The sequence below is a fragment of the Pseudofrankia inefficax genome (assembly GCF_000166135.1).
Taxonomy (GTDB): Bacteria; Actinomycetota; Actinomycetes; order Frankiales; family Frankiaceae; genus Pseudofrankia; species Pseudofrankia inefficax.
The window spans coordinates 6,781,115-6,806,842 of the sequence record NC_014666.1; the positions used below are offsets into that span (position 1 = coordinate 6,781,115).

At 71.9% G+C, this 25,728-nt stretch carries 21 protein-coding genes; 10 read left to right on the forward strand and 11 right to left on the reverse strand.

The window, feature by feature from the left end; translation table 11 throughout:
• Window positions 1-80: 80 nt before the first annotated feature.
• Window positions 81-971 (reverse strand): SRPBCC family protein, encoded by an 891-nt coding sequence (locus FRAEUI1C_RS27495; RefSeq protein WP_013426637.1) that lies wholly within the window; start codon window positions 969-971, stop codon window positions 81-83.
• Between the two features lie 184 nt (window positions 972-1,155).
• Complete coding sequence (locus FRAEUI1C_RS27500) at window positions 1,156-3,468, reverse strand: xanthine dehydrogenase family protein molybdopterin-binding subunit (protein ID WP_013426638.1); 2,313 nt, start codon at window positions 3,466-3,468, stop codon at window positions 1,156-1,158.
• 191 nt (window positions 3,469-3,659) lie between these two features.
• Between FRAEUI1C_RS27500 and FRAEUI1C_RS27505 the strand changes: the two genes are divergently transcribed.
• Window positions 3,660-4,268, forward strand: a complete 609-nt coding sequence (locus tag FRAEUI1C_RS27505; protein WP_013426639.1) for a TetR/AcrR family transcriptional regulator — start codon at window positions 3,660-3,662, stop codon at window positions 4,266-4,268.
• 59 nt (window positions 4,269-4,327) lie between these two features.
• Here the strand turns inward: FRAEUI1C_RS27505 and FRAEUI1C_RS27510 are convergent, their stop codons facing one another.
• Window positions 4,328-5,899: a FadR/GntR family transcriptional regulator gene (locus FRAEUI1C_RS27510; protein ID WP_013426640.1), complete on the reverse strand. Its 1,572-nt coding sequence runs from the start codon at window positions 5,897-5,899 to the stop codon at window positions 4,328-4,330.
• Window positions 5,900-5,933: 34 nt separating this feature from the next.
• A complete protein-coding gene (locus tag FRAEUI1C_RS27515) occupies window positions 5,934-6,725 on the reverse strand; it encodes an enoyl-CoA hydratase/isomerase family protein (RefSeq protein ID WP_013426641.1) in 792 nt (263 codons plus the stop codon).
• Window positions 6,726-6,813: 88 nt separating this feature from the next.
• On the opposite strand from FRAEUI1C_RS27515, the gene FRAEUI1C_RS27520 reads away from it, so the two are divergent.
• Window positions 6,814-7,584 carry an SDR family NAD(P)-dependent oxidoreductase gene (locus tag FRAEUI1C_RS27520; protein WP_013426642.1) on the forward strand — a complete coding sequence of 257 codons (771 nt, stop codon included), beginning with the start codon at window positions 6,814-6,816 and terminating at the stop codon, window positions 7,582-7,584.
• On the opposite strand, the gene FRAEUI1C_RS27525 is transcribed toward FRAEUI1C_RS27520, so the two are convergent.
• Window positions 7,581-8,303: a TetR/AcrR family transcriptional regulator gene (locus tag FRAEUI1C_RS27525; protein ID WP_013426643.1), complete on the reverse strand. Its 723-nt coding sequence runs from the start codon at window positions 8,301-8,303 to the stop codon at window positions 7,581-7,583. The genes FRAEUI1C_RS27520 and FRAEUI1C_RS27525 overlap by 4 nt on opposite strands.
• A 226-nt stretch (window positions 8,304-8,529) precedes the next feature.
• Here FRAEUI1C_RS27525 and FRAEUI1C_RS27530 point away from each other — a divergent pair, with 226 nt between their 5' ends.
• From FRAEUI1C_RS27530 to FRAEUI1C_RS27555, 6 genes are all read left to right on the forward strand, one after another.
• On the forward strand, window positions 8,530-9,714 hold the full coding sequence (locus FRAEUI1C_RS27530; RefSeq protein WP_013426644.1) for a sulfotransferase family protein: 1,185 nt from the start codon (window positions 8,530-8,532) through the stop codon (window positions 9,712-9,714).
• 15 nt (window positions 9,715-9,729) lie between these two features.
• Window positions 9,730-10,767, forward strand: coding sequence for a DUF7064 domain-containing protein (locus FRAEUI1C_RS27535; protein WP_013426645.1), 1,038 nt, complete (start codon window positions 9,730-9,732; stop codon window positions 10,765-10,767).
• Window positions 10,758-11,708: a sulfate adenylyltransferase subunit CysD gene (gene cysD, locus FRAEUI1C_RS27540; RefSeq protein ID WP_013426646.1), complete on the forward strand. Its 951-nt coding sequence runs from the start codon at window positions 10,758-10,760 to the stop codon at window positions 11,706-11,708. The genes FRAEUI1C_RS27535 and cysD overlap by 10 nt, the downstream gene beginning before the upstream one ends.
• Entirely contained in the window at window positions 11,708-13,642 is a 1,935-nt protein-coding gene (gene cysN, locus FRAEUI1C_RS27545; protein WP_013426647.1) for a sulfate adenylyltransferase subunit CysN, read from the forward strand. Before cysD ends, cysN begins: the two co-directional genes overlap by 1 nt.
• A 538-nt stretch (window positions 13,643-14,180) precedes the next feature.
• On the forward strand, window positions 14,181-15,647 hold the full coding sequence (locus tag FRAEUI1C_RS27550) for an AlkA N-terminal domain-containing protein (protein WP_269724368.1): 1,467 nt from the start codon (window positions 14,181-14,183) through the stop codon (window positions 15,645-15,647).
• Window positions 15,637-16,158 (forward strand): methylated-DNA--[protein]-cysteine S-methyltransferase, encoded by a 522-nt coding sequence (locus tag FRAEUI1C_RS27555; RefSeq protein ID WP_013426649.1) that lies wholly within the window; start codon window positions 15,637-15,639, stop codon window positions 16,156-16,158. Before FRAEUI1C_RS27550 ends, FRAEUI1C_RS27555 begins: the two co-directional genes overlap by 11 nt.
• Window positions 16,159-16,222: 64 nt before the next feature.
• On the opposite strand, the gene FRAEUI1C_RS27560 is transcribed toward FRAEUI1C_RS27555, so the two are convergent.
• The 3 genes from FRAEUI1C_RS27560 to FRAEUI1C_RS36710 all read right to left on the reverse strand — a co-directional run bounded on the left by FRAEUI1C_RS27560 (window position 16,223) and on the right by FRAEUI1C_RS36710 (window position 20,673).
• Complete coding sequence (locus FRAEUI1C_RS27560; protein WP_013426650.1) at window positions 16,223-17,866, reverse strand: class I adenylate-forming enzyme family protein; 1,644 nt, start codon at window positions 17,864-17,866, stop codon at window positions 16,223-16,225.
• Window positions 17,867-17,952: 86 nt separating this feature from the next.
• The gene (locus tag FRAEUI1C_RS27565; protein WP_013426651.1) at window positions 17,953-19,236 is read right to left on the reverse strand and encodes an amidohydrolase family protein; all 1,284 of its coding nucleotides are present in this window, start codon (window positions 19,234-19,236) and stop codon (window positions 17,953-17,955) included.
• Between the two features lie 132 nt (window positions 19,237-19,368).
• Complete coding sequence (locus tag FRAEUI1C_RS36710; RefSeq protein WP_013426652.1) at window positions 19,369-20,673, reverse strand: thiamine pyrophosphate-binding protein; 1,305 nt, start codon at window positions 20,671-20,673, stop codon at window positions 19,369-19,371.
• Between the two features lie 270 nt (window positions 20,674-20,943).
• Between FRAEUI1C_RS36710 and FRAEUI1C_RS27575 the strand changes: the two genes are divergently transcribed.
• Together FRAEUI1C_RS27575 and FRAEUI1C_RS27580 are read left to right on the forward strand one after the other, a co-directional pair.
• On the forward strand, window positions 20,944-21,693 hold the full coding sequence (locus FRAEUI1C_RS27575; RefSeq protein ID WP_013426653.1) for an NIPSNAP family containing protein: 750 nt from the start codon (window positions 20,944-20,946) through the stop codon (window positions 21,691-21,693).
• Between the two features lie 95 nt (window positions 21,694-21,788).
• Complete coding sequence (locus FRAEUI1C_RS27580; RefSeq protein ID WP_013426654.1) at window positions 21,789-22,895, forward strand: acyl-CoA dehydrogenase family protein; 1,107 nt, start codon at window positions 21,789-21,791, stop codon at window positions 22,893-22,895.
• Between the two features lie 44 nt (window positions 22,896-22,939).
• On the opposite strand, the gene FRAEUI1C_RS27585 is transcribed toward FRAEUI1C_RS27580, so the two are convergent.
• The 3 genes from FRAEUI1C_RS27585 to FRAEUI1C_RS27595 form a co-directional block, all read right to left on the reverse strand.
• Window positions 22,940-23,755 (reverse strand): enoyl-CoA hydratase-related protein, encoded by an 816-nt coding sequence (locus FRAEUI1C_RS27585; protein WP_013426655.1) that lies wholly within the window; start codon window positions 23,753-23,755, stop codon window positions 22,940-22,942.
• A gap of 2 nt (window positions 23,756-23,757) precedes the next feature.
• Window positions 23,758-24,591, reverse strand: coding sequence for an SDR family NAD(P)-dependent oxidoreductase (locus FRAEUI1C_RS27590; protein ID WP_013426656.1), 834 nt, complete (start codon window positions 24,589-24,591; stop codon window positions 23,758-23,760).
• A gap of 215 nt (window positions 24,592-24,806) precedes the next feature.
• Window positions 24,807-25,670: a mycofactocin-coupled SDR family oxidoreductase gene (locus FRAEUI1C_RS27595; RefSeq protein ID WP_013426657.1), complete on the reverse strand. Its 864-nt coding sequence runs from the start codon at window positions 25,668-25,670 to the stop codon at window positions 24,807-24,809.
• Between the last annotated feature and the right edge of the window lie 58 nt (window positions 25,671-25,728).

The following is a 25,728-nucleotide window of genomic DNA, read 5'->3' on the forward strand; positions in this document are numbered from 1 at the left end:
TCCGCGGCTCGGTGCGACGAATTCTGGGTTGGTACTGACGGCGGTGGGGACCGCCGTGACAGGAGCTGGAGCTGTCCGCGTCAGCTCTGGGCCGCGCGGACCACGAGCCAGATGAGCAGGGCGAGCACGACAGCGCCGATCACCGGCAACGCCCGCTTCAGCAGCGGCCAGGCGACCACGCCGAGCAGGTTGACCGGAGCGTCCGCCACCGGGGCGGCGACGACCGGACGCCCGGGCGTCGACGCCGTCGTCGAGGTCGCCTGGGCCACCGATGCCTTGGCGATGGGAGCCGAGGCGGTCGGCGCGGGGGCGGCCGGGGACCCGGCCACCGGAGCCTCTTCCACGGCCGCCGGCGTGGCGGCCGTGATCTCGGCACCAGGCGCCTCGGCGACCGGCGGTTCGACCACTGGCGTTTCGACGGCCGCCGTTTCAGCGGCCGGAGCTTCGGCGGCCGGAGCTTCGGCGGCAATTGTTTCGACGGCCGGAGTTTCGGTTACAGGCGTCTCCGCCGCCGGCGGAGCGTCGCGCGAGGCCAGGATGTCGGCCTCCAGGTTGCGGACGAACTGCGCGACGAGCTTCGAGCTGACGTCGGCCAGCACGCCCCGCCCGAACTGGGCGGCTTTCCCGGAGATCGTGAGATCGGTCGTCAGGTGGACGCCCGTCTCGTCGCCGTCCGGGGTCAGGACCATCGTGACGATGGCACTCGCGTTGCCCTGGCCGCGGGATTCCTTGCCGTCCGCCTTGATGACGGCCCGGTGCGCCGTCGTGTCCGTCTCCTGAAAGGTGGCCTTGCCCTTGTACTGGGCGACGATGGGGCCGACCTTGACCTTCACCGCGCCGTGGAAGTCCGCGCCGTCGACCGAGAGCAGCTGCGCGCCGGGCATGCAGGGCGCGATCCGTTCCGGGTCGGTGAGCAGCTCCCACGCGTTGGCGACGGGTAGCGGAACGCGGAACTCGTTGACTAACTCCACCTGCGTGCGTCCTCCACGTCGGCCGCTCGATCACGGCTGCTGGGCGTTCACTCAAGCCTGTTCGGCACACCCTTCCGGCTCCGCTTCGCGGGGTGGCGACGAGCGGGGACCGGGAGGGGACGAACGGGCTCAGTCGAACAATAACCGGTTGTTGGGCGAGTGCCCAACTATACGGAGGGCCGTCCTAGTGGCCGGCCGCGACGAGCAGTTCCACCAGCGCGGACGGGCTCAGCGGCAGTTCGGTGATCTTCACGCCGAGGGGCGCCAGCGCGTCGGCCACCGCGTTGATGACGGCTGGTGGGGCACCGATCGCGCCGCCCTCCCCGGCTCCCTTGTGGCCGCCGGGGCCCGGTGCCGGCGTCTCCATGTGCCCGTACTCGATGTGCGGGACCTCGGTGGACGTCGGCAGCAGGTAGTCGACGAAGGTGCTCGCCATCGGGTTGCCGTCGGCGTCGTAGACCATGTGCTCCAGCAGGGCGCCGCCGATCCCCTGGACCGTCCCGCCGGCGATCTGGCCCTCGACCACGTTCGGGTTGATCATCGGGCCGACGTCCTCGCCGACCACGTAGCGCAGCAGCGTCACCTTGCCGGTGGCGATGTCGACCTCGCAGGTGCAGACGTGGGTCGCGTTCGACCACAGCATCGGCGCCGTCTGGGTGTGGGTGGCCGTCGCCTCCACGCCGTCCGGCGACGCGAGTTCGCCGTAGCTGACGGACGCCTCGCCGGCGCTCGCGCGGCCGTCGGCCAGCGTGATGGCGTCCCGCGGGACGCCGAGCCGCTCGGCCGCGAGCGCCGTGAGCTTCGCCCGCAGGACCGTGGCCGTCGCGGCGACCGCGCCGGCCATCGCCGAGCCACTGCGGCTGCCGGCGGTGCCCGCGCCGAACGGGGTCACGGCGGTGTCGCCCTGGATGGTCACGACCTGGTCGAAGTCGACGCCGAGAGCGTCGGCGGTCAGCTGGATGACGGTCGTCTCCAGGCTGTTGCCGGCCGCTCCGCCGTTGACGATGACCGTCACGAGGCCGGTGGAGTCGATCCGGATGACCGCGCCCTCCGAGGCGTAGTACGGCTGGCCGGTGGCGGTCGGCTCGATGTACGTGCCCGTGCCGACCCCCAGGTAGCGGCCCTCCTTGCGGGCCGCGGCCTGCTCCGCCCGGAAGGCGTCGTAGCCGAGGATCTTCAGCGCCAACTCGAAGGTCTCCAGCGGCGAGGAGTGGTCGTACGGCGGCATGCCGGCCGGGTTCGGGTACGGCTGGTCGTCGCGGCCGATCATGTTGCGGCGGCGCAGCTCGACCGGGTCGAGGCCCATGTCGCGCGCGGCGATGTCCAGCAGTACCTCGCGGGCGACCGACTCGAACTGCCACGGCCCGCGGTAGGCCGTGCGCCCCGCGGTGTTCGAGAAGACCGTCGACGACTGCCAGGAGGCCAGCGGCACCTTGTACGGCCCCGGATAGAGCAGGCCGACGGCCCCGGACGCGCCGACCGGCCAGGGTGTCGGGTAGGAGCCGCAGTCCTGGACGTGTTCGAGGCTCACGGCCGTGATGGCGGCGTCGGCGTCGAAGGCGATCCGGGCCCGGCCGTGCTCGTGGCGGGCCTGCCCGGCGGACATCAGGTTCTCCCGGCGGTCCTCGATCCACTTCACCGGCGCCGGCACCTTGCGGGCGACCAGCAGGAGGCACATGTCCTCGCGCATCGGGACGACCTTCTGCCCGAAGCCGCCGCCGGTGTCCCGCATGATCACCCGGACCCGGTCCGGGTCGAGACCGAGCAGGCGGGCGCCGAACGCTCGCACCTCGTGCGGGGTCTGGGTGGCGGCCCAGACCGTCAGCTCGCCGCTGTCCGGGCCGTCGGGGCCGGGTACCCACTCGACGACCAGGCCGCGGGTCTCCATCGGGACCGCCTGGTACGCCTGCTGGTAGAAGGTCTCGTCCGCGACGTAAGCGGCGGCGGCGAAGGCCGGCTCGACCACGGCCAGCGGCGGACCGGCGAGCCCGCCCGCGACGTTGTCCGGGAAGGCCGCGTGCACCACGGCCTCGGAGCCGCGGGCCTCCCGGTAGTCGGCGGCGGCCGTCAGCGGCTCGTAGTCGACGTCGACCAGCTCGGCCGCGTCCTCGGCGATGTACCGGCTCTCGGCGATGACCAGCGCGACCGGGTCGCCCACGAACCGGACCTCGTCGACGGCCAGCGGCGGGCGGGGCGTGTCCGGGACCTTCGGGCCGTACGAGCTGTACCAGGCCTCGTGCACCTCGGGGTTCAGGTCGGCCGCCGTGTAGACCGCGTGCACCCCCGGCAGGTCGAGCGCGGCCGAGCCGTCGATGCCGTTGATCAGCGCCCGGGCGAACGGGCTGCGCACGAAGCAGGCGTGCAGCATCCCCGGCCGCTGGATGTCGTCGACGAACGTGCCGTGGCCCGTGAGCAGGCGGGCGTCCTCGACCCGTCGCACCCTTCGACCGGCGAAGGGAGGCTGTGCCACGGCCGGGGCCATCACGGTATCGGTCATGTGTCTCGCTCCTCGCGACGCGGGCTGCCGGGGGCGCTGGTTGCCGACGTGACGCTGGCCGGCGCTGGGCGCTCGCCCAATCGCTATGCTGGGCGAATGCCTATCTCCCGGCCGCCCCGCCAGTCAAGGGGTGTGCCGTCGTGGCTGGCCGGGCGGCCGACCCGGAAGCCGGCCGCGAGGCGCGCGGCACGATGACGACTCCCCGGCGGATGGGCGCTCCCGACTCGAAGACCCGGGCCGCACTGCTCGACGTGACGGCGACGATCATGATCGAGGAAGGCTACGCGGCCGCGACCTCGCGACGCGTAGCGGCCAAGGCCGGCGTGAAGCCCGCGCTCGTCCACTACTACTTCCGAACCATGGACGACCTTTTCCTGGCGCTGTTCCGGAAGGGCGCCGAGGGGAACCTGAAGCGCTACGAGCAGGCGCTCGCCGCCGAGAACCCGCTGCGGGCCCTGTGGGAGCTGGCCAGCGAGCCCGAGGGCAACGTCCTGCTGTCCGAGTTCCAGGCGCTGGCCAACCACCGCAAGGCGATCCGCACCGAGATCGCGGACTACGCGGAACGCTTCCGCGCCCTGCAGGTCAAGGCGATCACCGACCGGCTGGCCGAGACCGGCGCGGACCCGGTGGCGGTCCCCCCGGCCGTGCTCACGCTGGTCATGACCGGCATCGCCCGGCTCCTCATCTCCGAGGACGTCCTCGGGATCGCCACCGGCCACGAGGAGACGCTGGCGCTCATCGAGCACTACCTCAGCGCCTTCGACGCCCCCGCGAAGCCGGACCAGCAGGACCGCTCCTGACCTCAGCCTCTCGGCCCCCTCAGCCCCTCGGTGCCTCGGTCCCTCAGCCCCTCGGTCCCTCAGTCGATGAGGTCGACGATGAGCCGGTGGGCGAAGTCGTGGGACTCCACGAAGGGCAGGTTCACGTCCAGGAGGGCGGCCCAGCGGTCGCCGGCCCGGGCGGGGTCACCGGCGACGAGCGCGTTCACCAGCTCGTTGAACAGGGCGACGAGGCGGGCCCGGGCCGCGGTCCAGGACTCGTCGGTGTCGACGTTCACCGCCGGACGGGTGCCGGCCCGGACCCACTGCAGAATCTCGGCGACGACGCCCAGCGCCGGATTGCCGGTCGCGCCGAAGGCCACCGCCGAGGCGCGCCGCCAGGTCTCGGAGAACATCGCGGTGTCGTCGACGACGGCCGTCAGCAGGGCCGCGAGCCGGGCCAGCTCGGCCAGCGACGACCGGTCGATCCGGGTGGCGGCCAGCTTCATCATCGCCGGTTCGACCAGGCGGACGGCGTGGAAATGGTCGGCCAACGTCACCTGACGGGCTTCGAGCACCGTGCCCGCGAGCTGCGCGGCGACCTGGGTGGAGGGATGCCAGATCCGCGGGCCGGCCCGGTCACCGGCCCGCACCTCCAACAGGGACTCCATTTCCAGGATTCGCAGCGCCTCACGCAGGGTCGGCCGGGAGATGCCGAACTCGACGGCGAGGTCCGCGAGCGAGGAGAGCCGGTCGCCTTCGGCGAGCCGCCCCTCGGCGATGCGGGCGCGGATCTCGCTCGCGACGATGGCCGCGACGCGCCTCGGCGAGCCATCCCCCACTCCGGCGGCGTCGGCCCTGGCGACGGCCTGCCCGGCCCGGGCCCGCCACAGCGGCACGACGTCGATCCGCTCGCCGCCGCGGCCCGGGGGAACCAGCAGGCCAGCGGTGCCGAGCACATAGCCGGTCCAGGCGTCGCCCGCGGCGACGGGGTCGCGGCGGCGGGCCGCGGCCAGAAACTCCTCGTGCGCGTCGACGACGCGGCGGGCGATCAGCTCGGCGGATGCCCGGTCGGACGCCTCGATCGCCAGGAACACCTGACCGGCGTAGATCACCCGGAGGATGCCGGCGATCACCGCGACGGACCGGTTCCCGGACAGCTCGATGACGGCCTGATCGAAGATCGTTACCGCGGTGGCGAACCCGAGCGGGTCGCCGACACTCGCCCGCGCGGCGTCGTGCAGCGCGACGAGACGGTCGAGTGCCTCGCCGCCGAGACCGGCGACCAGCCGGGTCGCCGCCGGCGGCTCCAGCACCGCCCGGGCCTCCTCCAGGTCCGCGAGCGTCGTGCCGCGCAGCTGCAGCAGGAGGGCGACGTACCGCCCGGCGGACGCGAGCCCGGGGCGGCGGACCACCGCCCCGCCGCCCCGGCCGCGCCGGACGTCGAGCAGCGACTGCGCCTCCAGGATGCGCAGCGCCTCGCGCAGCGTGTCCCGGGAGACGTCGAAGGCGACCATCAGCTCGGCCTCGGGTGGCAGCTGCTGGTCGACGGTGAGGGCGCCGCGCAGGATCTGGCGGCGCAGATCGGCCGCCAGCACATGCGCCATCTTGCGTGGTGGCCGGAAGGTGTCGGCGGCGGTGGCCCGCCTCGGCCCCGCCGCCGATGCCGTCATCGGACCGCCACGCCCCCGGTCCAGGAAGCCGACCTCACAGGGGCCCGCCGCCGGCGAACTCGGCCGGCACCCACTCCGGGGCGCGCTTCTCCATGAACGCGCGCATGCCCTCGCGAGGCTCCGGCGAGTTCTCCAGCGACCAGAACATCGTCTGGTAGTCGATGAAGCCGTAACGCTCGTTGAGCATCCGCTTCACGTGCATCCGGGCCATCGGCGGAGTCTGCAGGACCTCCCGCGCCGCCTGGACGGCCGCGTCGCGCAGCTGCTCGTGCGGAACAACCCGGGTGATGAGGCCGAGCCGCTGGGCCTCGGCCGCGTCGAACTTGCGCGCCGAGAGCAGCAGGTCGCGGGCGACCGCGATGCCGACGTGGGCGGGCAGCACCGCCGCGTAGGTGGCGTCCGGGATGCCGCGCAGCAGCTCCGGCACCCGGAAGGTCGCCCGGTCGCTGGCCACGCAGATGTCGGCCATCATCGCGATCAGCAGCCCGCCGGCCTGGCAGATGCCGTTCACGGCGGCGATGACCGGCGCGGTGCTGTCCCGGATGGTCAGGAACGGCAGCATGTGGGCGCCGATGTTCGGCGGCTGCTCGTCGCCGGGGTCGCTGCGCCCGGCGAGGTCGCCGCCGGGCGCGAAGACGTCGCCGGCGCCGGTGATGATGAGCGCCGCCAGCTCCTCGTCGGCGTTGACCAGGTGCACCGCCTTCTTGATGCCGAAGTACATGGCCGGGGTGAAGGCGTTGCGCGCGTGCGGCCGGTCGATGGTCAACCAGCCGAGGGCGCCGTCCCGTTCGAAGCGCAGGCCATCCGCGCCGAGCTCGTTTGCCACTCGCCCTCCCTGCTTCCGTGTAGACAGGTGACTGGGTCAACTATATTTTCGTTCCTTGATCGGCGCTGGCGCCAGGTAAGGATGACGTATGAAGACACCTTCCGAGCTCTTCGACCTGACCGGCCGCGTCGTCCTCATCACCGGTGGCAGCCGGGGCATCGGCCGGGCCGTCGCCGAAGGCGTGGCGGCCGCCGGTGCCGACGTCGTGATCGCCAGCCGCAAGTACGAGGCGTGCGTCGAGGCGGCCAAGGAGGTCGAGGCGGCCACCGGCCGCAGGGCGCTGCCGGTCGCCTGCCACGTCGGGAGCTGGGACGACTGCGACCGGCTCGTCGAGACCGCCTACGGCGAGTTCGGCAAGGTCGACACGCTGATCAACAACGCGGGCATGTCGCCGGTGTACGACGGCCTTTCCACGGTCTCCCGGGAGCTCTACGACAAGGTGCACGCCGTCAACGCCTCCGGGCCGTTCCGGCTCTCGGCGCTCGTCGGGGAACGGATGGCGGCGGGCGACGGTGGCTCGATCATCAACGTGACCACCGCCGGCTCACTGCGGCCCGGCGGGTTCGACCTGCCCTATGCGATGGCCAAGGCCGGTCTGAACGCGCTCACGCTCGGCCTCGCCGGGCAGTGGGCCCCGAAGGTACGGGCCAACCTGGTGCTGCCGGGCGCGTTCGACACCGACATCTCCAAGGCCTGGGGCCCGGACGCGCAGCGCAACGCCGCCGAGATGAACCCGATGAAGCGGATCGGCGTGCCCGAGGACCTGGTCGGCGTCTGCGTCTTCCTGGCCAGCGACGCCTCCGCCTACGTCAACGGCGCCCAGATCCTCGCCGACGGCGGCCTCTTTCGCACCCTTTAACTGGGTGACCCGTCGTTGTCCCCGGGGGTTTCGGTGGCTGCGGGGGTTTCGGTGGCTGCGGGGGGTGGGCGGCGGCCGGCGCGGATGGCGTCGGCCAGCACGCCGATGGCCCAGGTGATCGCCCTCGTCGCCTGCTGGCCGTCGAGGGACCAGGCACTGAGCAGCCGCTGGTAGGAGGGCACGCTCCACAGCAGGTCGAGCATCGCGGCGGCCATCCGGCCCTCCTCGTCGCTCCAGTCCGCCGTCGGCGCGGCGACCGCGTCGACCATCGCCTCCCGCCGGCGCAGTTCCTCGGCCAGCAGCGTCGGCCCGATCGGCTCCGCCACGTCCCAGCGCATGATCGCGTACGACGGCAGCGTCGCGAAGAGACGCTCGGTGACATCGCCGATCCGGTCGAGACTCAGGTCGTCGTAGCTGATCCCGGACTCCTCGCCCAGCCGACGCATGATCGCGTCGTGGAGCTCCCGCTCGGTGGCGAAGTACCGGTAGACGGTGCGCTCCCCCACTCCGGCCCGCTCGGCGACCGCCCGGAACGTCAGTCCGCGCCAGTCCCAGGTGGTGAACTCGTGCACCAGTTCGGAGCCGGCGTTGAGGATGCGTTCGCGCGTCTGGGCGGCCTGCTGGCGCCGCAGCGGGCTGTCGTAGCGACGCCGTCCGGCGGTCTCGTCAGCGCCAACCTGTTCGCCGGTGCCACGCTCGTTCACTGGCTCGCTCGCCATGGTCGGGTTCGCCTCCTTGGCGGTGGTTGCGGCGCGATGCCATTCGTGGCACTCTACTGTCACCAAATCTTCGGCTGCCCGTGGCGGCCAGCGCCCCCCATCGTCCCGAACCCGCCGCCGTCGGGCACGTGCCCCACCCGGTGCCGACGACGCTCACCGGATCCGCTCACCCCGCGCGGGTCCGCCCGTGCCGGCTGACCGCTGCCGGCGTGAAGGGAGCCACCCCATGCGATTACCGCAAGACCTGATCGACGAGGCCCGAGCCGCCACCGGCCTCGACGACTTCGGCGGCGACAGCTTCCGGGAGGGCCTGGAGCGTGCCACCCGCGCGCTGGAGACCGAGGCCCACCTCAACGCGGCCGGCCAGGCCGCGCTGCGTCACCTGATGGTCGGCGCGCTCAAGACCCGCCTGCACATCGAACAGTGGTACTCCGACCATCCGGAGACCGACGACGCGCCGGTTCTCGGTCCGCTCATCGCGCTCGGCCTCCCCCGGACGGGGTCGACCGCGCTGGCCGGGCTGCTCGCCGAGGACCCCGCCATCCGCTACCTGCGCCGCTGGGAGGCCGCCGAGCCCGTGCCTCCGCCGGCCGCCGTGACGGAGTCCCCGGACCCGCGGCTGCTGCGCCAGATCGAGATCCAGGGCCGGCGCACGGAGCTCGACAAGGCCCTCGTCCCGTCGTTCCCCGACGGCCCGCAGGAATGCCACGAGCTGATGATGCTCGACTTCAAGGTCCACTACTTCGAGTGCTTCGCCCACGTCCCCTCCTACGCCCAGTGGCTGCTCGACGCCGACCTCACCGAAACGTTCCAGTACATGCGCCGGGCACTGAAGTACCTGCAGTGGGGCCAGCCGGCGAAGCCCTGGCGGCTGAAGAACCCCAACCACCTCGCGCACCTGGTCGACATCGACAAGGCGTTCCCCGACGCCAGGTTCGTGATGACCCACCGCGACCCGACCCAGGTCCTGGTCTCGGTGTGCGACGTCTACGCCAACGTGGCGTCGCGGTTCAACGACACCGTCGACAAGCAGTACATCGGCGCGGTCAACACCGAGGTGCTCACGACCGGGATGGACCGGACGCTGGCGTTCCGCGCCAGCGGCAACGACCACCGGTTCTACGACATCGACTTCCGCGCCATGCAGAGCGACCCGATCGGCGAGATCCGCGGCCTCTACGACTGGCTCGGCGAACCGGTCACGCCGACGTTCGAGGACAACATGCGCGGCTGGTGGAAGCAGAACTCCGAGGAGCGGGTGCGCGTCAAGCACTCCGATCCGGCCGACTACGGCCTGGACCTCGACGCCATCCGTCCGCGCTTCGCGGAGTACATCGCCCGGTCGGCGCGTTGGACCACCCGCGCGGCCGCCCCCAACCACCCGACCGCCGCGCCAGCCGGCGACAGGTAGACAGGAGCCACCACCATGGCGATCGATCTCACCGGTGGTCTGCCCGCCGAGCGTGAGTACTTCTTCCCGGCCCGCCCGGAGAACCCGGAGATGCGGGATTCGGCGAGTTTCTGGATCACCGACGACAAGGGCGAGATCGGGCTGCCCAGGTTCGGGATCGAGGCCGTCGCGTCCAACTGGGACACCCACACCGTCACCTTCAACGTGGTCTTCGCCGACGGCCGGGTCTACCGGCTGCGCGCCCCGGGCGCGGCGCACTCGCCCTTCAACGCGGCGGGCCAGCCGGCGATTCTCGGCGCCGGCGGCCTCGCGTTCGAGGTGATCGAGCCGTACAGGACCTGGCGGATGACCTACGACGGCCCGGCCGTCGAGACGACCTCGCAGGCGCTCATCGACGGCAAGCAGGACGGGCCGACGGTGAACCTCCAGGTCGAGGTCGTCACCACGATGGCCGTGCCGCCGTGGGAGCAGGGCGCGCTGCGCGCCGACGCCGCCGACCTGCTGAAGAACACCTCCGAGGGCGACATGATGGGGCACGGCCCGCGCATCGAGCAGCTGTGCACCGCGCAGGGCGTCGTGCGGGTGGCGGGCGAGGAGAAGACGTTCACCGGCAGCGGGCTGCGGATCAAGCGCCAGGGCGTCCGGAACCTGGAGGAGTTCCGTGGCCACGCCTGGCAGTCCGCGGTGTTCCCGAGCGGCAAGGGGTTCGGCTACATCGCGTACCCGCCGCACCCGGACGGCCGCCCGGTCTACAACGAGGGCTACCTGTTCCTCGGTGAGGGAAAGCTCATCCCGGCCGTCGTCGTCGAGGCTCCGTGGCTGCGCCGGTTGGTACCGTCGGGCGACCCCGTCCCCGTCGTGTTCGAGTCCGAGCTCGGCATCACCCGCATCGAAGGCAGCACCGTGAACACCACGCACGACACCGTCCACCGGCCGGAGATGCCGAACTTCCCCGTGCTGTTCCAGGGGGAGTGTCGGTACAGCTGGGACGGAGAGGAGACCTACGGAATGCTCGAACGGTCGACGGTGCGGGATCTGATCGAATGGGCGTGACCACGCGGGCGGATGCCCCGGAGCTGTTGCGCCCGGGCACGCCCCATCTCTCGCACCTGCAGCGCCTCGAGGCGGAGAGCATCCAGATCTTTCGGGAGGCTGTCGCGGAGTCTGAGCGGCCGGTGATGTTGTATTCGGTCGGTAAGGACAGCGCGGTGATGCTGCATCTCGCGATGAAGGCGTTCTTTCCGTCGAAGCCGCCGTTCCCGTTGCTGCATGTGGACACGACGTGGAAGTTCCAGGCGATGTACGCCTTCCGGGACCAGCATGTCGCGAACCTGGGCCTGGATCTGTTGGTGCATCAGAATCCGGATGCGGTGCAGCGGGGGATCAATCCGTTCGATCACGGGTCGGCGATGCACACCGACATCTGGAAGACCGAGGGCCTGAAGCAGGCGTTGGACAAGTACGGGTTTGATGTGGCGTTTGGTGGGGCGCGTCGGGATGAGGAGAAGTCGCGGGCGAAGGAGCGGGTGTTCTCGATCCGGTCGGCGGCGCATCGGTGGGATCCGAAGGACCAGCGTCCGGAGCTGTGGCGGTTGTACAACGCGCGTAAGGCGCCGGGGCAGTCGATTCGGGTGTTCCCGTTGTCGAACTGGACCGAGCTGGATATCTGGCTCTACATCCACCGGGAGAACATCCCGATCGTCCCGTTGTATTTCGCGGCGCCGCGGCCGGTCGTGGAACGCGACGGCGCTCTGATCATGGTCGATGACGAGCGGATGCCGCTGGCGGCGGGTGAGATCCCGGAGCAGCGCTCGATCCGGTTTAGGACGCTCGGCTGCTACCCGTTGACCGGGGCGGTCGAGTCCGAGGCGTCGACCCTGCTGGAGATCGTCCAGGAGATGTTGTTGACGACGTCGTCGGAGCGCCAGGGCCGGGTCATCGACCACGACTCGTCGGGGTCGATGGAGAAGAAGAAGCACGAGGGATACTTCTGATGGCGCATGCGACGGATGAGCTGCTCGCGACGGACGTCGAGGCGTATCTGCGCCGGCATGAGGACAAGTCGATGCTGCGGTTCATCACCTGCGGCAGCGTGGATGACGGCAAGTCGACGCTGATCGGCCGGTTGTTGTACGACGCGAAGCTGGTGTTCTCCGACCAGTTGGCCGCGTTGGAGTCGGACTCGAAGAAGGTCGGCACCCAGGGCGGCGAACTCGACTTCGCGCTGCTCGTCGACGGCCTCGCGGCCGAGCGGGAGCAGGGCATCACGATCGATGTGGCCTACCGGTTCTTCTCCACGGAGAAACGCAAGTTCATCGTCGCCGACACCCCCGGCCATGAGCAGTACACCCGCAACATGGTCACCGGCGCCTCCACCGCGGATCTCGCCGTCATCCTGATCGACGCCCGCAAGGGCGTGTTGACCCAGACCCGGCGCCACAGCTACCTCGTCTCGCTGCTCGGGATCCGCCACGTCGTGCTGGCGATCAACAAGCTCGACCTCGTCGACTACTCCCAGCAGACCTTCGACGAGATCGAGGCCGACTACCGGACGTTCGCCGCCCAGATCGGCCTCGAAGGTGACGCCATCCGCGCCATCCCGCTGTCGGCGCTGCGCGGCGACAACATCACCGAGCTGTCCACGAGTACGCCGTGGTACACCGGACCCACGTTGGTCGGCTACCTGGAATCCGTCCAGATCGCCGACACCGCGGGCGACGGGCCGTTCCGGCTACCGGTCCAGTGGGTCAACCGGCCGAACCTGGACTTCCGCGGCTTCTGCGGCCAGGTCGCCGGCGGGATGATCCGCCCCGGGCAGAAGATCCGAGCGCTGCCGTCGGGCCAGGAGTCCGTCGTCACCCGGATCGTCACCGCCGACGGCGACCTGGAAGCCGCCTACGCCGGCCAGTCGGTCACCCTCACGCTGGCCGACGAGATCGACGTCTCCCGCGGCGACATCCTCGCCGCCGCCGACGCCCCGGCCGAGGTCGCCGACCAGTTCGCATGCCATTTGGTCTGGATGGGCGGCGAGCCGATGCTCCCGGGCCGGCCCTACCTGCTCAAACTCGGCACCCGCACCGTCAACGCGACCCTCGCCCCACCCAAATACAAGGTCAACGTCAACACGCTGGAACAGACCGCGGCGAAAACGCTGGAACTCAACGAGATCGGCGTCGCGAACCTCACCCTCGACCGGCCCGTCCCGTTCGACCCCTACACCGTCAACCGCGACACCGGCGGCTTCATCCTCATCGACAAATACACCCACGCCACCGTCGCCGCCGGCCTCCTACACTTCGCGCTCCGCCGGTCGCACAACATCCACTGGCAGGCCGTCGAAGTCAACAAAACCGCCCGCGCCGCCACCAAGGGCCAACGCCCCGCGGTCATCTGGTTCACCGGACTATCCGGCGCCGGGAAATCCACCATCGCCAATTTGGTCGAGAAGAAGCTGCACGACGAGGGCTTCCACACCTACCTCCTCGACGGCGACAACGTCCGCCACGGCCTCAACAAAGACCTCGGCTTCACCGAAGCCGACCGCGTCGAGAACATCCGCCGCATCGCCGAAGTCGCCAAACTGATGGCCGACGCCGGCCTCATCGTCCTCACCAGCTTCATCTCCCCCTTCCGCGCCGAACGCCAACTCGCCCGCGACCTCCTCGACAACGGCGAATTCATCGAAGTCCACGTCGACACCCCCCTACACGTCGCCGAAGCCCGCGACCGCAAAGGCCTCTACGCCAAAGCCCGCCGCGGCGAACTAGCCAACTTCACCGGCATCGACTCCCCCTACGAAGCCCCCCACAACCCCGAAATCCACCTCGACGCCTCCGGCACCACCACCCCGGAATCCTCCGCCGAGGCCGTCGTCAACCACCTACGCGACGCGGGACTACTCACCCCTGCCGCGGCGGAGACCGCGTGAAGCCCGAGCGGCCGAGCCGAGCCAGTGCCGCCTCAGGCAGGGCCAGCCCCGTTCCGGCGCCCTCATGATCGCCGCCTAAGCCCTCAAAAGGTCGCAATTCGGGCTCGATCACCACCACCCAAGGGCCGAAACGGCGATCAAGCACCAGGACGCCGCGCACAGCTGGATCTGGGTCATGCCCTGCCGGTGCCGGTCCGAACGAACGAACGAACAGCCCAAGATTGTGCACGTTGTCGAGCCGGATCTCGGGGCCCGGTTGTGCGCGTACGTGCACAGCCTAGCCGGTGTGCACGTACGCGCACAGCAATCGGATGGTGCGCGTACGTGCACACGTTTGGTTCAGCGGTTGCGGGCGCGGCGCGGGTCGAGCCGGCGCAGCAACAGGGCCGTCACGATCAGGGCGACGAATCCAATGATCAGCAGGTCTACCGGGTCGCCGGCACAGGTCGAGGCCCGGCACCGCCATGTCGTTTTTCCGCGAGACCTGGGCGGTGTCGGCGAGCAGGCTGGTCCTATGTACCAGGACGTTGAGAGGTGCGTGCGAGCCGTCCAGGCGAAGGATGAGCGGTTCGACGGCTGGTTCTTCACGGCGGTGCTCACCACCGGGATCTACTGCCGGCCCAGCTGCCCGGCGACGCCGCCCAAGCCCGCGAACATGCGGTTCTACCCGAGCGCGGCGGCGGCGCAGCAGGCCGGCTTCCGGGCCTGCAAGCGCTGCCGCCCAGGGGCCGTGCCCGGTTCACCGCAGTGGAACGAACGCGCTGACCTGGTCGGCCGGGCGATGCGGCTGATCGCCGACGGTCTGGTCGACCGCGAGGGCGTGCCGGGTCTGGCCGCCCGGCTCGGCTACAGCGTGCGCCAGCTCGAACGGCAGCTGTTCGCCGAGCTCGGGGCCGGGCCACTCGCGCTCACCCGCGCCCAGCGGGCGCAGACAGCCCGGCTGCTCATCGAGACCACCGCGCTACCGATGGCCGACCTGGCGTACGCGGCCGGGTTCGCCAGCGTGCGCACGTTCAACGACACCGTCCGGGAGGTCTTCGCCCTCACACCCAGCGAGCTGCGGGCCCGGGCGAGGTCGACGGTGGACCCGAGGACCCAGGGCACCCTGGTGCTGCGGCTGCCGTTCCGGCGCCCGCTCTGCCCGGACAACCTGTTCGGGCACCTGGCGGCCACCGCGGTGCCGGGCGTCGAGGAATGGCGTGACGGCGCGTACCGCAGGACCCTGCGGCTGCCGCGCGGGCACGGCATCGTGGCGCTGCGGCCCACCCCGGACCACGTCGAGTGCCGGCTGACGCTGTCCGACCTGCGCGACCTGACCACGGCGATCAGCCGCTGCCGCTGGCTGCTCGACCTGGACGCCGACCCGGTCGCGGTCGACGCCCAGCTCGGCGCCGACGAGGCGCTGGCCCCGCTGGTCGCCAAGAGCCCCGGCCGGCGGGTGCCACGCACCACGGACCCGCCCGAGTTCGCGCTGCGCGCGGTGCTCGGCCAGCAGGTCTCGACGGCGGCGGCCCGGACGCACGCCGCCCGGCTGGTCGCCGCGCACGGGGAGCCGGTCGAGGACCGGGAGGGCGGGCTCACCCACCTCTTCCCGACACCGGAGGCGCTGGCCGAGCTGGACCCGGAGACGCTGGCGATGCCGCGGTCCCGGCGGGCGACGGTGAGCGCGCTGGTCGCCGCGCTGGCCTCGGGTGACCTGGAGCTCGACGTCGGCGGCGACTGGGAGCAGGCCAGGGCCCGGCTGGCGGCACTGCCGGGGGTGGGCCCGTGGACCGTCGAGTCGGTCGCGATGCGGGCCCTCGGCGACCCCGACGCGTTCGTGGCCACGGATCTCGGGGTGCGCCGGGCGGCCGAGGGCCTCGGCCTGCCGGCCCGGCCGGCCGCGTTGACGGCCCGAGCCGCCGCCTGGCGGCCGTGGCGCGCCTACGCCGTCCAGCACCTCTGGTCCACCAGCGACCACCCGATCAACCAGATTCCGACCCCAAGGACGAGCGATGTCTCCTAAGCAGCCTCACGTCACCCACACCGTGATCGACAGCCCGATCGGTGACCTCACGCTGGTCGCCGTCGACGGTGCCCTGGCCGGCCTCTACATGGAGCAACATCGGCACCGGCCGGTCGAGGAACGCTTCGGCGACCGTGACGCGGAGCCGTTCGGCATGGTCATCGCCCAGCTGCGCGCCTACTTCGACGGCACCCTGACGGCCTTCGACCTGCCGCTCGCGCCGAGCGGCACGCCGTTCCAGCAGACCGTCTGGGCCGCGCTTCGGGAGATCCCCTACGGCCAGACCATGAGCTACGGCCAACTGGCCGAGCGCGTCGGCCGGCCCACCGCGGCCCGCGCCGTCGGCCTCGCCAACGGCCGCAACCCGATCAGCATCATCGTGCCCTGCCACCGGGTGGTCGGCTCCACCGGCGACCTGACCGGCTACGGCGGCGGCCTCGACCGCAAGCGCCACCTGCTCGCCCTGGAGGCGGCCAGGACAGCGCCCACCCTCACCTTCGCGGGCGGCTGAGCGGTCGGCTCATACCTCCTGGTCGCGGGCCCAGGCCCTTCCCGGTCGGGAGGTATGAGCCGGCTCAGGGGAGGTAACGCTTGCGCAGCAGGTTCTTGGCGACCTTGCCCATGTCGGTGCGGGGCAGGACGTCGACGAACTCGACCTGCTCGGGCAGTTTGAACTTCGCGAGACCGCCCGCCAACGCGTGCGCCGCCAGGTCCGCCAGGGTGACGGGAGCGGCCCCTGCGGTGAGCCGGACGACCGCGCAGCAGCGTTCACCGGTCCGTTCGTCGGGCAGGCCGATGACGGCCACCTCGGCGATCGAGGGATGAGTCGCCAGGATGTCCTCGACCTCGGGAGCCGCGATGTTCTCCGCGTTGCGGATGATCACATCCTTGCGGCGACCGGTGATGCGGACGTGGCCGCGCGGGCCGACGACGCCGAGGTCGCCGGTCCGGAAGAACCCGTCGGCGTCGAAGAGCTCGGCGATCTCGCCGGCGGGAACGCCCAGGTAGCCGGAGAACAGCTGCGGGCCGCGCAGCAGCAGCTCGCCCTCCACCCCCGGCGGGCACGGCGTGCCGTCGACGGCGACGACCCGGATCTCCACGTCCGGGGCCGCCCGGCCCTCGGTCGCGGTGAGCTCGTCGTCGGTGTCGTCGAGCCGGGCGTGGGTCGCGAGCGGGAACTCGGTCATCCCCCAGCTGGACAGCACCCCTCGGCCGCCGAGCTCGCGGGCCACCGCGGCGTGCAGGCCGGGTGGCTTGGGGGCGCCGCCGCTGTACGCGGCCCGCAGCTTGGGGTAGAGCACTGCGCCGGGGTCGTCGACCCGGTCCGCGGCCTGCGCGGCGAGGTAGGCGTTGAGGAACGGCGCGGCCGAGCCGAGCATCGTGGCCCCGGCCGCGGCCATCAGCCGTGGCGTGGTCTCGGCGTCGAAGCTGTCGAGCAGCAGCAGGCGCAGGCCGGACAACAGCGAGGCGGCGAGCATGACCGCGCCGCCGATGTGGGCCAGCGGGAACGCGATCGGGTACAGGTCCGCCGGCGTCGGCTCGGCCCCGGTGACGTTGCCGCGAGCCGCCACGGCCACCGAGTGGTCGGTGTGCAGCACCCCCTTGGGGTCGGCCGTCGTGCCGGAGGTGGTGTAGATCCAGCGCGTCTCGCCCGGGCCGGCGGGTGGCGCCGGTGGCGGCAGGGGCTCCCCCGCGTCGGCCATCGGCAGCGCGAGCCGGCCCTCGGCCGCCGCCGCGCGGTGGTCGACGAGCAGCAGCTCGCCCACCCCACCCCGGTCGGCGATGAGCGCGGACATCAGCGCTCCGTGGTCGAAGCCGCGCCAGCTCGGCACGGTGACGAAGACCGAGGTCCCGGCCTTGGCCGTGATCGAGCCGACCTCGCGCTCGCGCAGGGTCTGGATGATCGGGTTCTGGGTCGCGCCGAGCCGGGCCAGCGCCATCATCAGGACGACCGACTCCAGCGTCGTCGGCAGCTGCCAGCTGACCACCGTGCCGACGCCGATCCCGCGGCCGGCCAGCGCCACCGCGGTCCGCTCGGCGGCCGCCTTGAACTGGGCCGCGGTGAGGCCGCGGCCCAGGCCGTCGGCGAACAGCTCGGTGTCGGGCGTCAGGGCGGCGCGCCGCTCTACCAGCTCCCAGAACGTCTCGGGGACCGACAGGTCCACGCCGTCGGGCCGGGCGTCGAGGTCGGGGACGCTGTTCTGGACGGTGCCGCTCATCTGCCGGCTCGCTTCCGGGTGACGGGACGATCGGTGGCCGGCGGGCGTCGTGGGACGCCCGCCGACCACCATGGCTCGGGTTCTGGTCAGGCGGTGGCGCGCGCCGTCATCTCACCGAGCGAGATGCCACCGTGCTTGATCTCGAAACGACCCTGGTCGAAGGACCGGGTCGAGACGTCGTGGCCGGCGGCCTCGGCGCGCAGCGCACCGACGGTGGAGTCGGCCTTGGAACGGTGCTGGAACGGGTCGAACGAGTACCAGCGGCAGGCGTTCTCGTAGGTCATCTTGTTGATCTCGTCGTCCGGCACGCCGTCACAGGCCTTGAGCAGCTCCTCGCCCGGGTACGGCCAGGTCGAGTCGGAGTGCGGGTAGTCGCACTCCCAGGAGATGTTGTCGATACCGATCTTGTTCCGCGTCGCGACGCCGATCGGGTCCTCGATGAAGCAGGTGAGGAAGTGCTCCCGGAAGACCTCGCTGGGCAGCTTGCCGCCGAAGTTCTGGCCGGTCCACAGGTGGTGCATGTCGTACGTGCGGTCGACGCGCTCCAGGAAGTAGGGAATCCAGCCGGTGCCACCCTCGGACAGCGCGATCTTGATGTCCGGGAAGTCCTTGATCACACGTGACCAGAGCAGGTCGGCGGCGGCCTGGCAGATGTTCATCGGCTGCAGGGTGATCAGGACGTCCATCGGCGCGTCCGGGGCGGTCAGGGTGAGCTTGCCGGACGAGCCGAGGTGGATCGACATCACCGTGTTGGTGTCGACCAGCGCCTTCCACAGCGGGTCCCAGTGCTTGTCGTGGAAGCTCGGGTAGCCCAGCGTCGCCGGGTTCTCGGTGAAGGTCAGCGAGTGGCAGCCCTTGGCGGCGACCCGGTGGACCTCCTTGGCGGCCAGCTCCGGGTCCCACAGCACCGGCAGCGCCATCGGGATGAAGCGACCGGGGTAGGTGCCGGCCCACTCGTCGATGTGCCAGTCGTTGTAGGCCTGGACGACGGCGAGCGCCAGCTCCTTGTCCTCCGCCGCCGCGAACAGGCGGGCGGCGAAGCCGGGGAAGGACGGGAAGCACATCGAGCCGAGCACGCCGGCCGCGTTCATGTCCTTGACCCGCTCGTGGATGTCGAAACAGCCCGGGCGCATCTCCTCGAAGGAGGTCGGCTCGACGCCGTACTCCTCCTTCGGCCGGCCGGCGACGGCGTTGAGGCCGACGTTCGGGATGACGGTGCCGTTGAAGGTCCAGACGTCGGAGCCGTCGTCGCGGCGGACGACCTTCGGGGCGACGTCGTCGAACTTCGCGGGCAGCCTGCCCTTGAACATGTCGGGTGGCTCGACCAGGTGGTCGTCGACACTGATCAGGATGAGGTCGTCGGCTTGCATGCCAGTCTCCGCTCGCGGTCGTGGGCTGCCAGGCTCCGATTGGGTCGTGGCCGCCGGGTCGGGTCGTGCTGTCGAAGTCGGATTCCTTTTAATATTTCAGTTTCTCGCGCGGAGTCCAGGCCATCGCCCTGGTCAGCCGCCCCACGCCACGACGGGCCCGGCCGCCGCGACCAGCGCGGTCAGCGCCGCGTAGTCGACCGGCAGCTCCAGGACACCGACGCCGCCCTGGGCAAGCCGGGCCGTGACCGCCGCGCGGTGCTCGGCCGACGACAGCGGCTCGCCGTCGTCGCCCCAGACCTCGACGACGACGGTCAGCCCCAGCTCGTCGGCCCAGCGCAGGCAGCCCGCGGCGACGCCGTCGTCCGGCACCCGGTCGACCACCGCCACCGCGGCACCCGCCCCGGTCAGCCCGGCGGCGATCGCCCCGGCGATGGCCAGGCCGGCACCGCCGGCCGCCGGCACCCGGACGCTGCCGAGCCGAACCGTGGAGAAGGTCCGTCCCAACCAGTGTGCGGCCGGTCCCGGCTCGGAGAAAACCGATCCGTGCGCAGGCAGCACGGCCGCGAGGTCGGCGGCCGCGCAGGCGGGGTTCAGCGGAGGGGTCGTCTCGGCGTAGAGCGGGCCGACGACGGCGGAGAGGTCACGGTAGAGCGCGGGCCGCTCGCCGCCTTCTACGACGGGAATCCGGGCGCGCAGCGTCTCGGCGGCGGCCGGAAGATCGGCCGGGTCGAGCGTGACGACGCGGGCCGGATCGAGCCCCGCCGCGGCGAACAGCGCCGGCGGGCACTCGTCGGCGTCGAGGCCGACTCCGACGACGACGGCGTCCGGATGCGCTCCGGCCAGCGCGAGGTCGCGTTCCTGCAGGCAGCCGGTGCCGAGGTGGAACGGGCTGTCCCAGCGGAAGACGCCCTTCGCGGTGAAGACGTTCAGGACGCCGAGGCCGGTGCGGGCGGCCAGCTCCTGCAGCGCGGGCACCGCGCCGGCGCGGACGACGCCGCGGCCGGCCAGCACCAGGTCGGCGACCGGCTCACCGCCCGGCAGCCAGGACGTGCCTGTCAGCCGCGCCGCGAGGCTCGGGTCGGCCCCGGCCCCGACCGCGGGCCCCGGGTCGGCAGCCAGGTCGAACGCGGGCCGGACGGCCACGCTGCCGGCACCGAGCGTGCGAGCCGTCTCGACGGCGGCCGCCAGTTCCAGGGCCGTACGCGCGACCGTCGGCTCGCCGGGGTCCACCCGCCGGGAGACGAACGTGAGCACGTCGCCGTCCCAGAGCGCGGCGACGCCGGGGCCCATCGTCGCCACGGCCTCGGCCAGCGCGTACGCGCAGTCGAGGTCCGGAGCGGGGACCGAACGCAGACCCGGGATGGGCCGACCCGACCCGCCCGGCGTCTCGATCACGAACGGAATCCCCTGGCGGCTCAGCCAGTCCCCGACTGCCATGCGTCTTCTCGTCCCTCCCAGACCCGGAAGGTATGTTATATACAATCTACACATGAGCGGCTCGCCGTCCCTGGCCAACTGAGCAGCCCGGGACGCGACCGAGCGCCGAGCCCCGGCCACCGTCTTCTCCACCGCCAGCCCCGCGGTGGAGAAGACGGCTGGGGCGACGCGTCTCCGCTCGCGGGCACACCATGACTCACCAGCACCGACCCGCGCAACCGATCTTCTCGCCACGCGGCCGGCGGCGCGGCGCGCAGAAGGGCCGACCAGATGACCAGCGAGAACACGAAGGTCTACACCCACGAGTTCATCGACATCCGCGGGTCGAACCGGGCGAACTACGTCCACCACATGACGGCGAACTGGAGCCCGATCGCCCAGGAGGAGCGCGACCAGCTCTGCTACGGCGTCTGGGGCGTCATCGGGACCACGGGCCGCTGGCCCCAGGTCGTCAACATGTGGGAGGAGGACGGCTTCGACGGCCTGGCCGCGGGCCTGGAGCACGAGACGAAGTCGGCCACCTTCCAGGACCCGAAGCTCGCCAAGTGGTGGGAGGAGGCCGCGACCTACCGCAGCGGCGGCCTCGACCGGGTCATCGTGCCGACGCCGTGGTCGCCGACGATCTCCCAGCTGTGCGCCGACGGCATCCGCGGCGACGTGTACACGCACGAGATGGTCAAGGTCCCGCGCGGCACGGCCCGGGACTTCCTGGAGATCGTCGCCGCCGAGGCCGTGCCGGTGTTCGAGCCGTTCGGCTGGAAGCTCATCGGCGCCTTCCGGACCGCGCTCGCGGACGACTCCGAGTGCATCCTGCTGTGGGCGATCGAGAGCATGCAGGCGTGGGCCGAGCTGGAGAAGGCGGCCACGTTCGGCGGCAGCGTCGAGCGCTGGCGCAAGCGGCTGTTCGAGGTGAGCGAGTCCAACGGCCGGTTCCTGATGCGGGACGCGCCGCTCGCGCCGCTGCGCCTGGGCCGCCAGCCGAGCCGGGCCGACCGGCACGAGGGCTGGGCGGACCTCTAGCCCCTTGGCGGGTCGCGTCGTCGCCAGGAGCGTCGTCGCCAAGAAGGCCGTCGCCAGGAAGGCCGTCGCAGGTTTCGCGGAGCTGGGAGGCTCGGATGAGTGTGTCGTTCAGTGAGGAACGCGAGCAGCTGCGCGCGGTCGTCCGGGAGTTCCTGGCCGACGTGTCCGGTGAGGACGCCGTCCGCGCGAGCATGACGACGGCGACCGGCTGGGACCCGGCGGTGTGGCGGGCGCTGGCCGACGACCTGGGGATCCTGGGTCTCGGCATTCCGGAGGAGCTCGGCGGCGTCGGCTACGGGTTCGCCGAGATCGGCGTCGTCGCCGAGGAGACCGGCGCGGCGCTGCTGTGCGCGCCGTACCTGGCCACCGTCACCGCCGCGCAGGCCCTGCTCGCCGCCGGCGACGACGCGGCGGCGAGCGACCTGCTGCCCGGCCTCGCCGCCGGCACGGTCGCGACGCTCGCCGTCGCCGAGGCCGACGGGCGCTGGGAGGCCGGGTCCGTCCAGGCGACCGCCGAGCGCGCGGCCGGCGGCTGGAGAGTCTCGGGCACCAAGACGTTCGTGCTCGACGGCGCGACCGCCGAGCTCGTCCTCGTCGCGGCGCGTACCGGCGCCGGGATCGGCCTGTTCGCCGTCGACGGCGCGGCCGACGGGCTGACCCGCACCCGCCTGGCCACCCTGGACCAGACCCGCCGGCAGGCCCGGCTCGACCTGGCCGGCGTGCCCGCGCGCCTCATCGGCACCGAGGGCGAGGGCTGGCCCGCGATCGAGCGCGCGATCCGGCTGGCGATCGTGGCGCTGGCCGCGGAGCAGGTCGGCGGTGCCGGCAGGGTGCTCGACATGGCGGTCGACTACGCCAAGACGCGGGTCCAGTTCGGCCGGCCGATCGGCTCGTTCCAGGCCGTCAAGCACAAGCTGGCGGACGTGCTGGTCGAGGTCGAGTCGGCACGCTCGGCCTCCTACGCGGCGACCGCGGCGGCCCAGCGGCCGGACGACCCCGAGTTCGCGCTGGTCACCAGCCTGGCGAAGGCCTTCTGCTCGGACGCGTACGTGCACGCCGCCGCCGAGAACATCCAGGTCCACGGCGGGATCGGCTTCACCTGGGAGCACCCGGCGCACCTGTACCTCAAGCGCGCGAAGAGCTCCCGCGTCCTGTTCGGCGACCCGGTCCACCACCGGGAGCTGCTGGCCAGCCAGCTCTGAGCGAGCCCGGCTGAGGCTGAGGGCGCCACGCCGCGCCCCCAGCCTCAGCCGCGGGAGGCCCTGGCCTCGCGTGCGGCGCGCAGCTGGTCGCGCAGCGCGCGGACGTGGTCGGCGAAACCGGGCCGGCCGACCGACCACTCCTGCGCCTCGAGCTCAAGGGCGACGGCGTCCTGGGCGGAGGTGACGGCGAGGCTGGCCCGCAGCGTCTCCTTGGTGCGGGTGACCAGGTCCGCGGGCCGGCCCGCGGCACGGGCGGCCAGGGCGCACGCCCGCGTGAGCAGCTCGTCGCTCGGCACACAACGCCAGGCGAGCCCGGTGGCGACCGCCTCCGCGCCGGTCAGCCGGTCACCGCACAGCACCAGCGCGGCGGCGCCCTGCGGCCCGACGCGGTGCGCCAGCCGCCACAGGTGGCCGCCACCGGGGTGAATGCCGACGTCCAGGAAGCGCGGGTCGAAGGCGGCCCGCGGCGAGGCCAGCACGACGTCGCAGGCCAGCGGCAGGTTGACGCCCGCCCCGATCGCCGGGCCGTCGACAGCCGCGATCGTCGGCACCGGGGCTCCCGCCACCGCCAGCATGCCGGCGTAGACCTCGCGCAGCGGCGCCTTCGGGGTGATCAGGTCGTCCAGGTTGCCGCCCGAGGAGAACACCGGCGGGCACGCGGTCAGCACGATCGCCCTGGCGCCGTCGGCCAGCGCGGCCTCGACCGCGGCGGCGAGCGCGTTGGACAGCTCCAGGGACAGCGCGTTGCGGTGCGCGGGGTCGTCGAGCGTCAGGATGGCGTACCCGTCGCGCGACTCGGTCGCGACCAGCGGCCGGCCCGGCAGGTCCCGCTCCGGCGCTTCGCCGTTCTCGGACGTCATGGTCAGACCTTCGGTTGGCCGTCGGCGTCGAGGTGCTCGCCGGCGGCGGCGAGCTCGGCCAGCCGGTTGAGCGCTGCCTCGTCCAGCGGCGCGGCGGCGGGGTTGAGGACGACGTCGTCGACGGCGATCTTCGGGTGGTCGAGCGCGACCGCGACCAGCTCGGCGACGGCGGCACCCACGTCGCCGACCTCCATGAAGTCGGCCGTGACGATCCCGGTGCCGGCCCATCTGGGGAGCAGCTCGCCGAGCACGTCATCGCGGAAGTCGCGGTGGATCTCGGTCGGCATCGTCGCGCCGATGGTCAGCTTGAGGAAGCGGTGCTCGGGGTGTTCCATCCGCCAGGTGCGGATCGTGTGCTCCAGCGCGGCCTTGGTGGCGCCGTACGCGCCGAGGCCGTGCAGCGGCTGGGCGACGTTCGCCGAGGAGACGAACAGGAACAACCCCGGCTCGACGCGTGCCTTCACCGCGGCGGCGGTGACCAGGGCGGGCCCGACGACGTTCGTGGCGAAGGCCTGGAACCACGTCTCCGCGGTCAGGCCGGTCATCACCTGCAGCGGGGAGACGCCGACCGGCAGCAGCACCGCGTCGAGACCGCCGAGAGCGGTCGTCGCGGTCTCGACCACCCGGGCGCAGGCGTCGGCGTCCGTCAGGTCCGCCTGGATCGCCACGCCGCCGCCCGCGGCCGCGACGACCTCGTCCAGCTGGGCCGCGCGCCGGCCGACGACGGCGATCTGGCCGCCGTGGGCGGCGACGGCGAGCGCGGTCGACCGGCCGACGCCGGACGACGCGCCGACGATCAGGATCCGCCGCCCCTTCAGATCAATGGCGACGCCCATGGGCACGCTCCCTGCGGAGACGGGAAGGAGGACAGATCGCATAATATATCCAGGAATCCTCCGGGTCTCGCCCCAGGGGTCGAACGCCACGTCCGGATCGCACACCCGAGCCCACCGCGGCCGGACGCGCGGCGCCACCCGGAAGACGCCACCGGCCGGTCACCAGCAGCGCTGGTGACCGGCCGGATGACGACCCTGGCGCGTGGGCGCCCAGCTCAGATGGCGCGCTCGCCCTTGAGCATCGAGCCCGCGTCGAGCCGGATGTTCAGGCCGGTGATGTACCGGGAGTCCTCGCTGGCCAGGAACAGGACCAGCGCGGACACGTCACCCGGCTCGATGAACGAGATCGGCATCGGCTGCATGAACGGGAACGCGACCTCCGCGTCCTCACGGGTCGGCGTCTTGCCCTCGGCGACGAGGTCCGGCCGGAAGGCGCTGTAGATGTCGTCGTTCTGCAGCAGCCGGGTGTTGACGTTGGTCGGGTGGATCGCGTTCAGCCGGATCGAGTGCGGCGCGAGCTGCAGCGCCAGCGTCTCGATGTACTGGAAGACGAGCCGCTTCGCGAACGAGTAGGCGACGCCACCGGTCTTGCCCATCGCCTCGGTGGTGTTCTTCATCAGGCCGGCGGTGGAGCCGGTGATGATGATCGAGGCGCCGGCCTGCAGGTGCGGCGCGACGACGGCGACCGTGTTGTGCGCGCCGACGAAGTCGACGTCCATGCCATCGATGAAGCCCTCGATGAGGGTGTTGTCCTTCATCGGCAGGATGCCGGCGTTCGCGCAGACGATGTCGACCCGGCCGAACCGGGCCAGGCCCTGGTCCAGCGCGGCCTTCAGCTGCTCCTTGAGCCGTACGTCCGCCTTGACGGCGACGATGCCGCGGCCGAGCGCCTCGACCTCCTTGACGGTCTGCGCCAGGTCCTCGGCGCTCGCCATCTCGTAGTTGACGCTCGGGATGTCCTCGCAGATGTCCACCGCGATGATGTCGGCGCCCTCGCTGGCGAGCTTGATGGCGTGGCTGCGACCCTGCCCCCGGCCCGCTCCGGTGATGAAGGCGACCTTGCCGTCGAGCTTGCCCATCCTGTCCTCCTGGTACTGGTCGTGGCCCCGGCGCCGTCGACCGGAAAAGGCTCTCTGC

Bases quoted from the DNA above. Each gene is read 5' to 3' on its own strand.
- FRAEUI1C_RS27500 (WP_013426638.1), bottom strand. From the start codon at position 3,468: ATGACCGATACCGTGATGGCCCCGGCCGTGGCACAGCCTCCCTTCGCC.
- FRAEUI1C_RS27505 (WP_013426639.1), top strand. From the start codon at position 3,660: ATGACGACTCCCCGGCGGATGGGCGCTCCCGACTCGAAGACCCGGGCC.
- FRAEUI1C_RS27510 (WP_013426640.1), bottom strand. From the start codon at position 5,899: ATGACGGCATCGGCGGCGGGGCCGAGGCGGGCCACCGCCGCCGACACC.
- FRAEUI1C_RS27520 (WP_013426642.1), top strand. From the start codon at position 6,814: ATGAAGACACCTTCCGAGCTCTTCGACCTGACCGGCCGCGTCGTCCTC.
- FRAEUI1C_RS27525 (WP_013426643.1), bottom strand. From the start codon at position 8,303: ATGGCGAGCGAGCCAGTGAACGAGCGTGGCACCGGCGAACAGGTTGGC.
- FRAEUI1C_RS27530 (WP_013426644.1), top strand. From the start codon at position 8,530: ATGCGATTACCGCAAGACCTGATCGACGAGGCCCGAGCCGCCACCGGC.
- FRAEUI1C_RS27535 (WP_013426645.1), top strand. From the start codon at position 9,730: ATGGCGATCGATCTCACCGGTGGTCTGCCCGCCGAGCGTGAGTACTTC.
- cysD (WP_013426646.1), top strand. From the start codon at position 10,758: ATGGGCGTGACCACGCGGGCGGATGCCCCGGAGCTGTTGCGCCCGGGC.
- cysN (WP_013426647.1), top strand. From the start codon at position 11,708: ATGGCGCATGCGACGGATGAGCTGCTCGCGACGGACGTCGAGGCGTAT.
- FRAEUI1C_RS27555 (WP_013426649.1), top strand. From the start codon at position 15,637: ATGTCTCCTAAGCAGCCTCACGTCACCCACACCGTGATCGACAGCCCG.
- FRAEUI1C_RS27560 (WP_013426650.1), bottom strand. From the start codon at position 17,866: ATGAGCGGCACCGTCCAGAACAGCGTCCCCGACCTCGACGCCCGGCCC.
- FRAEUI1C_RS27565 (WP_013426651.1), bottom strand. From the start codon at position 19,236: ATGCAAGCCGACGACCTCATCCTGATCAGTGTCGACGACCACCTGGTC.
- FRAEUI1C_RS36710 (WP_013426652.1), bottom strand. From the start codon at position 20,673: ATGGCAGTCGGGGACTGGCTGAGCCGCCAGGGGATTCCGTTCGTGATC.
- FRAEUI1C_RS27575 (WP_013426653.1), top strand. From the start codon at position 20,944: ATGACCAGCGAGAACACGAAGGTCTACACCCACGAGTTCATCGACATC.
- FRAEUI1C_RS27580 (WP_013426654.1), top strand. From the start codon at position 21,789: ATGAGTGTGTCGTTCAGTGAGGAACGCGAGCAGCTGCGCGCGGTCGTC.
- FRAEUI1C_RS27585 (WP_013426655.1), bottom strand. From the start codon at position 23,755: ATGACGTCCGAGAACGGCGAAGCGCCGGAGCGGGACCTGCCGGGCCGG.
- FRAEUI1C_RS27590 (WP_013426656.1), bottom strand. From the start codon at position 24,591: ATGGGCGTCGCCATTGATCTGAAGGGGCGGCGGATCCTGATCGTCGGC.
- FRAEUI1C_RS27595 (WP_013426657.1), bottom strand. From the start codon at position 25,670: ATGGGCAAGCTCGACGGCAAGGTCGCCTTCATCACCGGAGCGGGCCGG.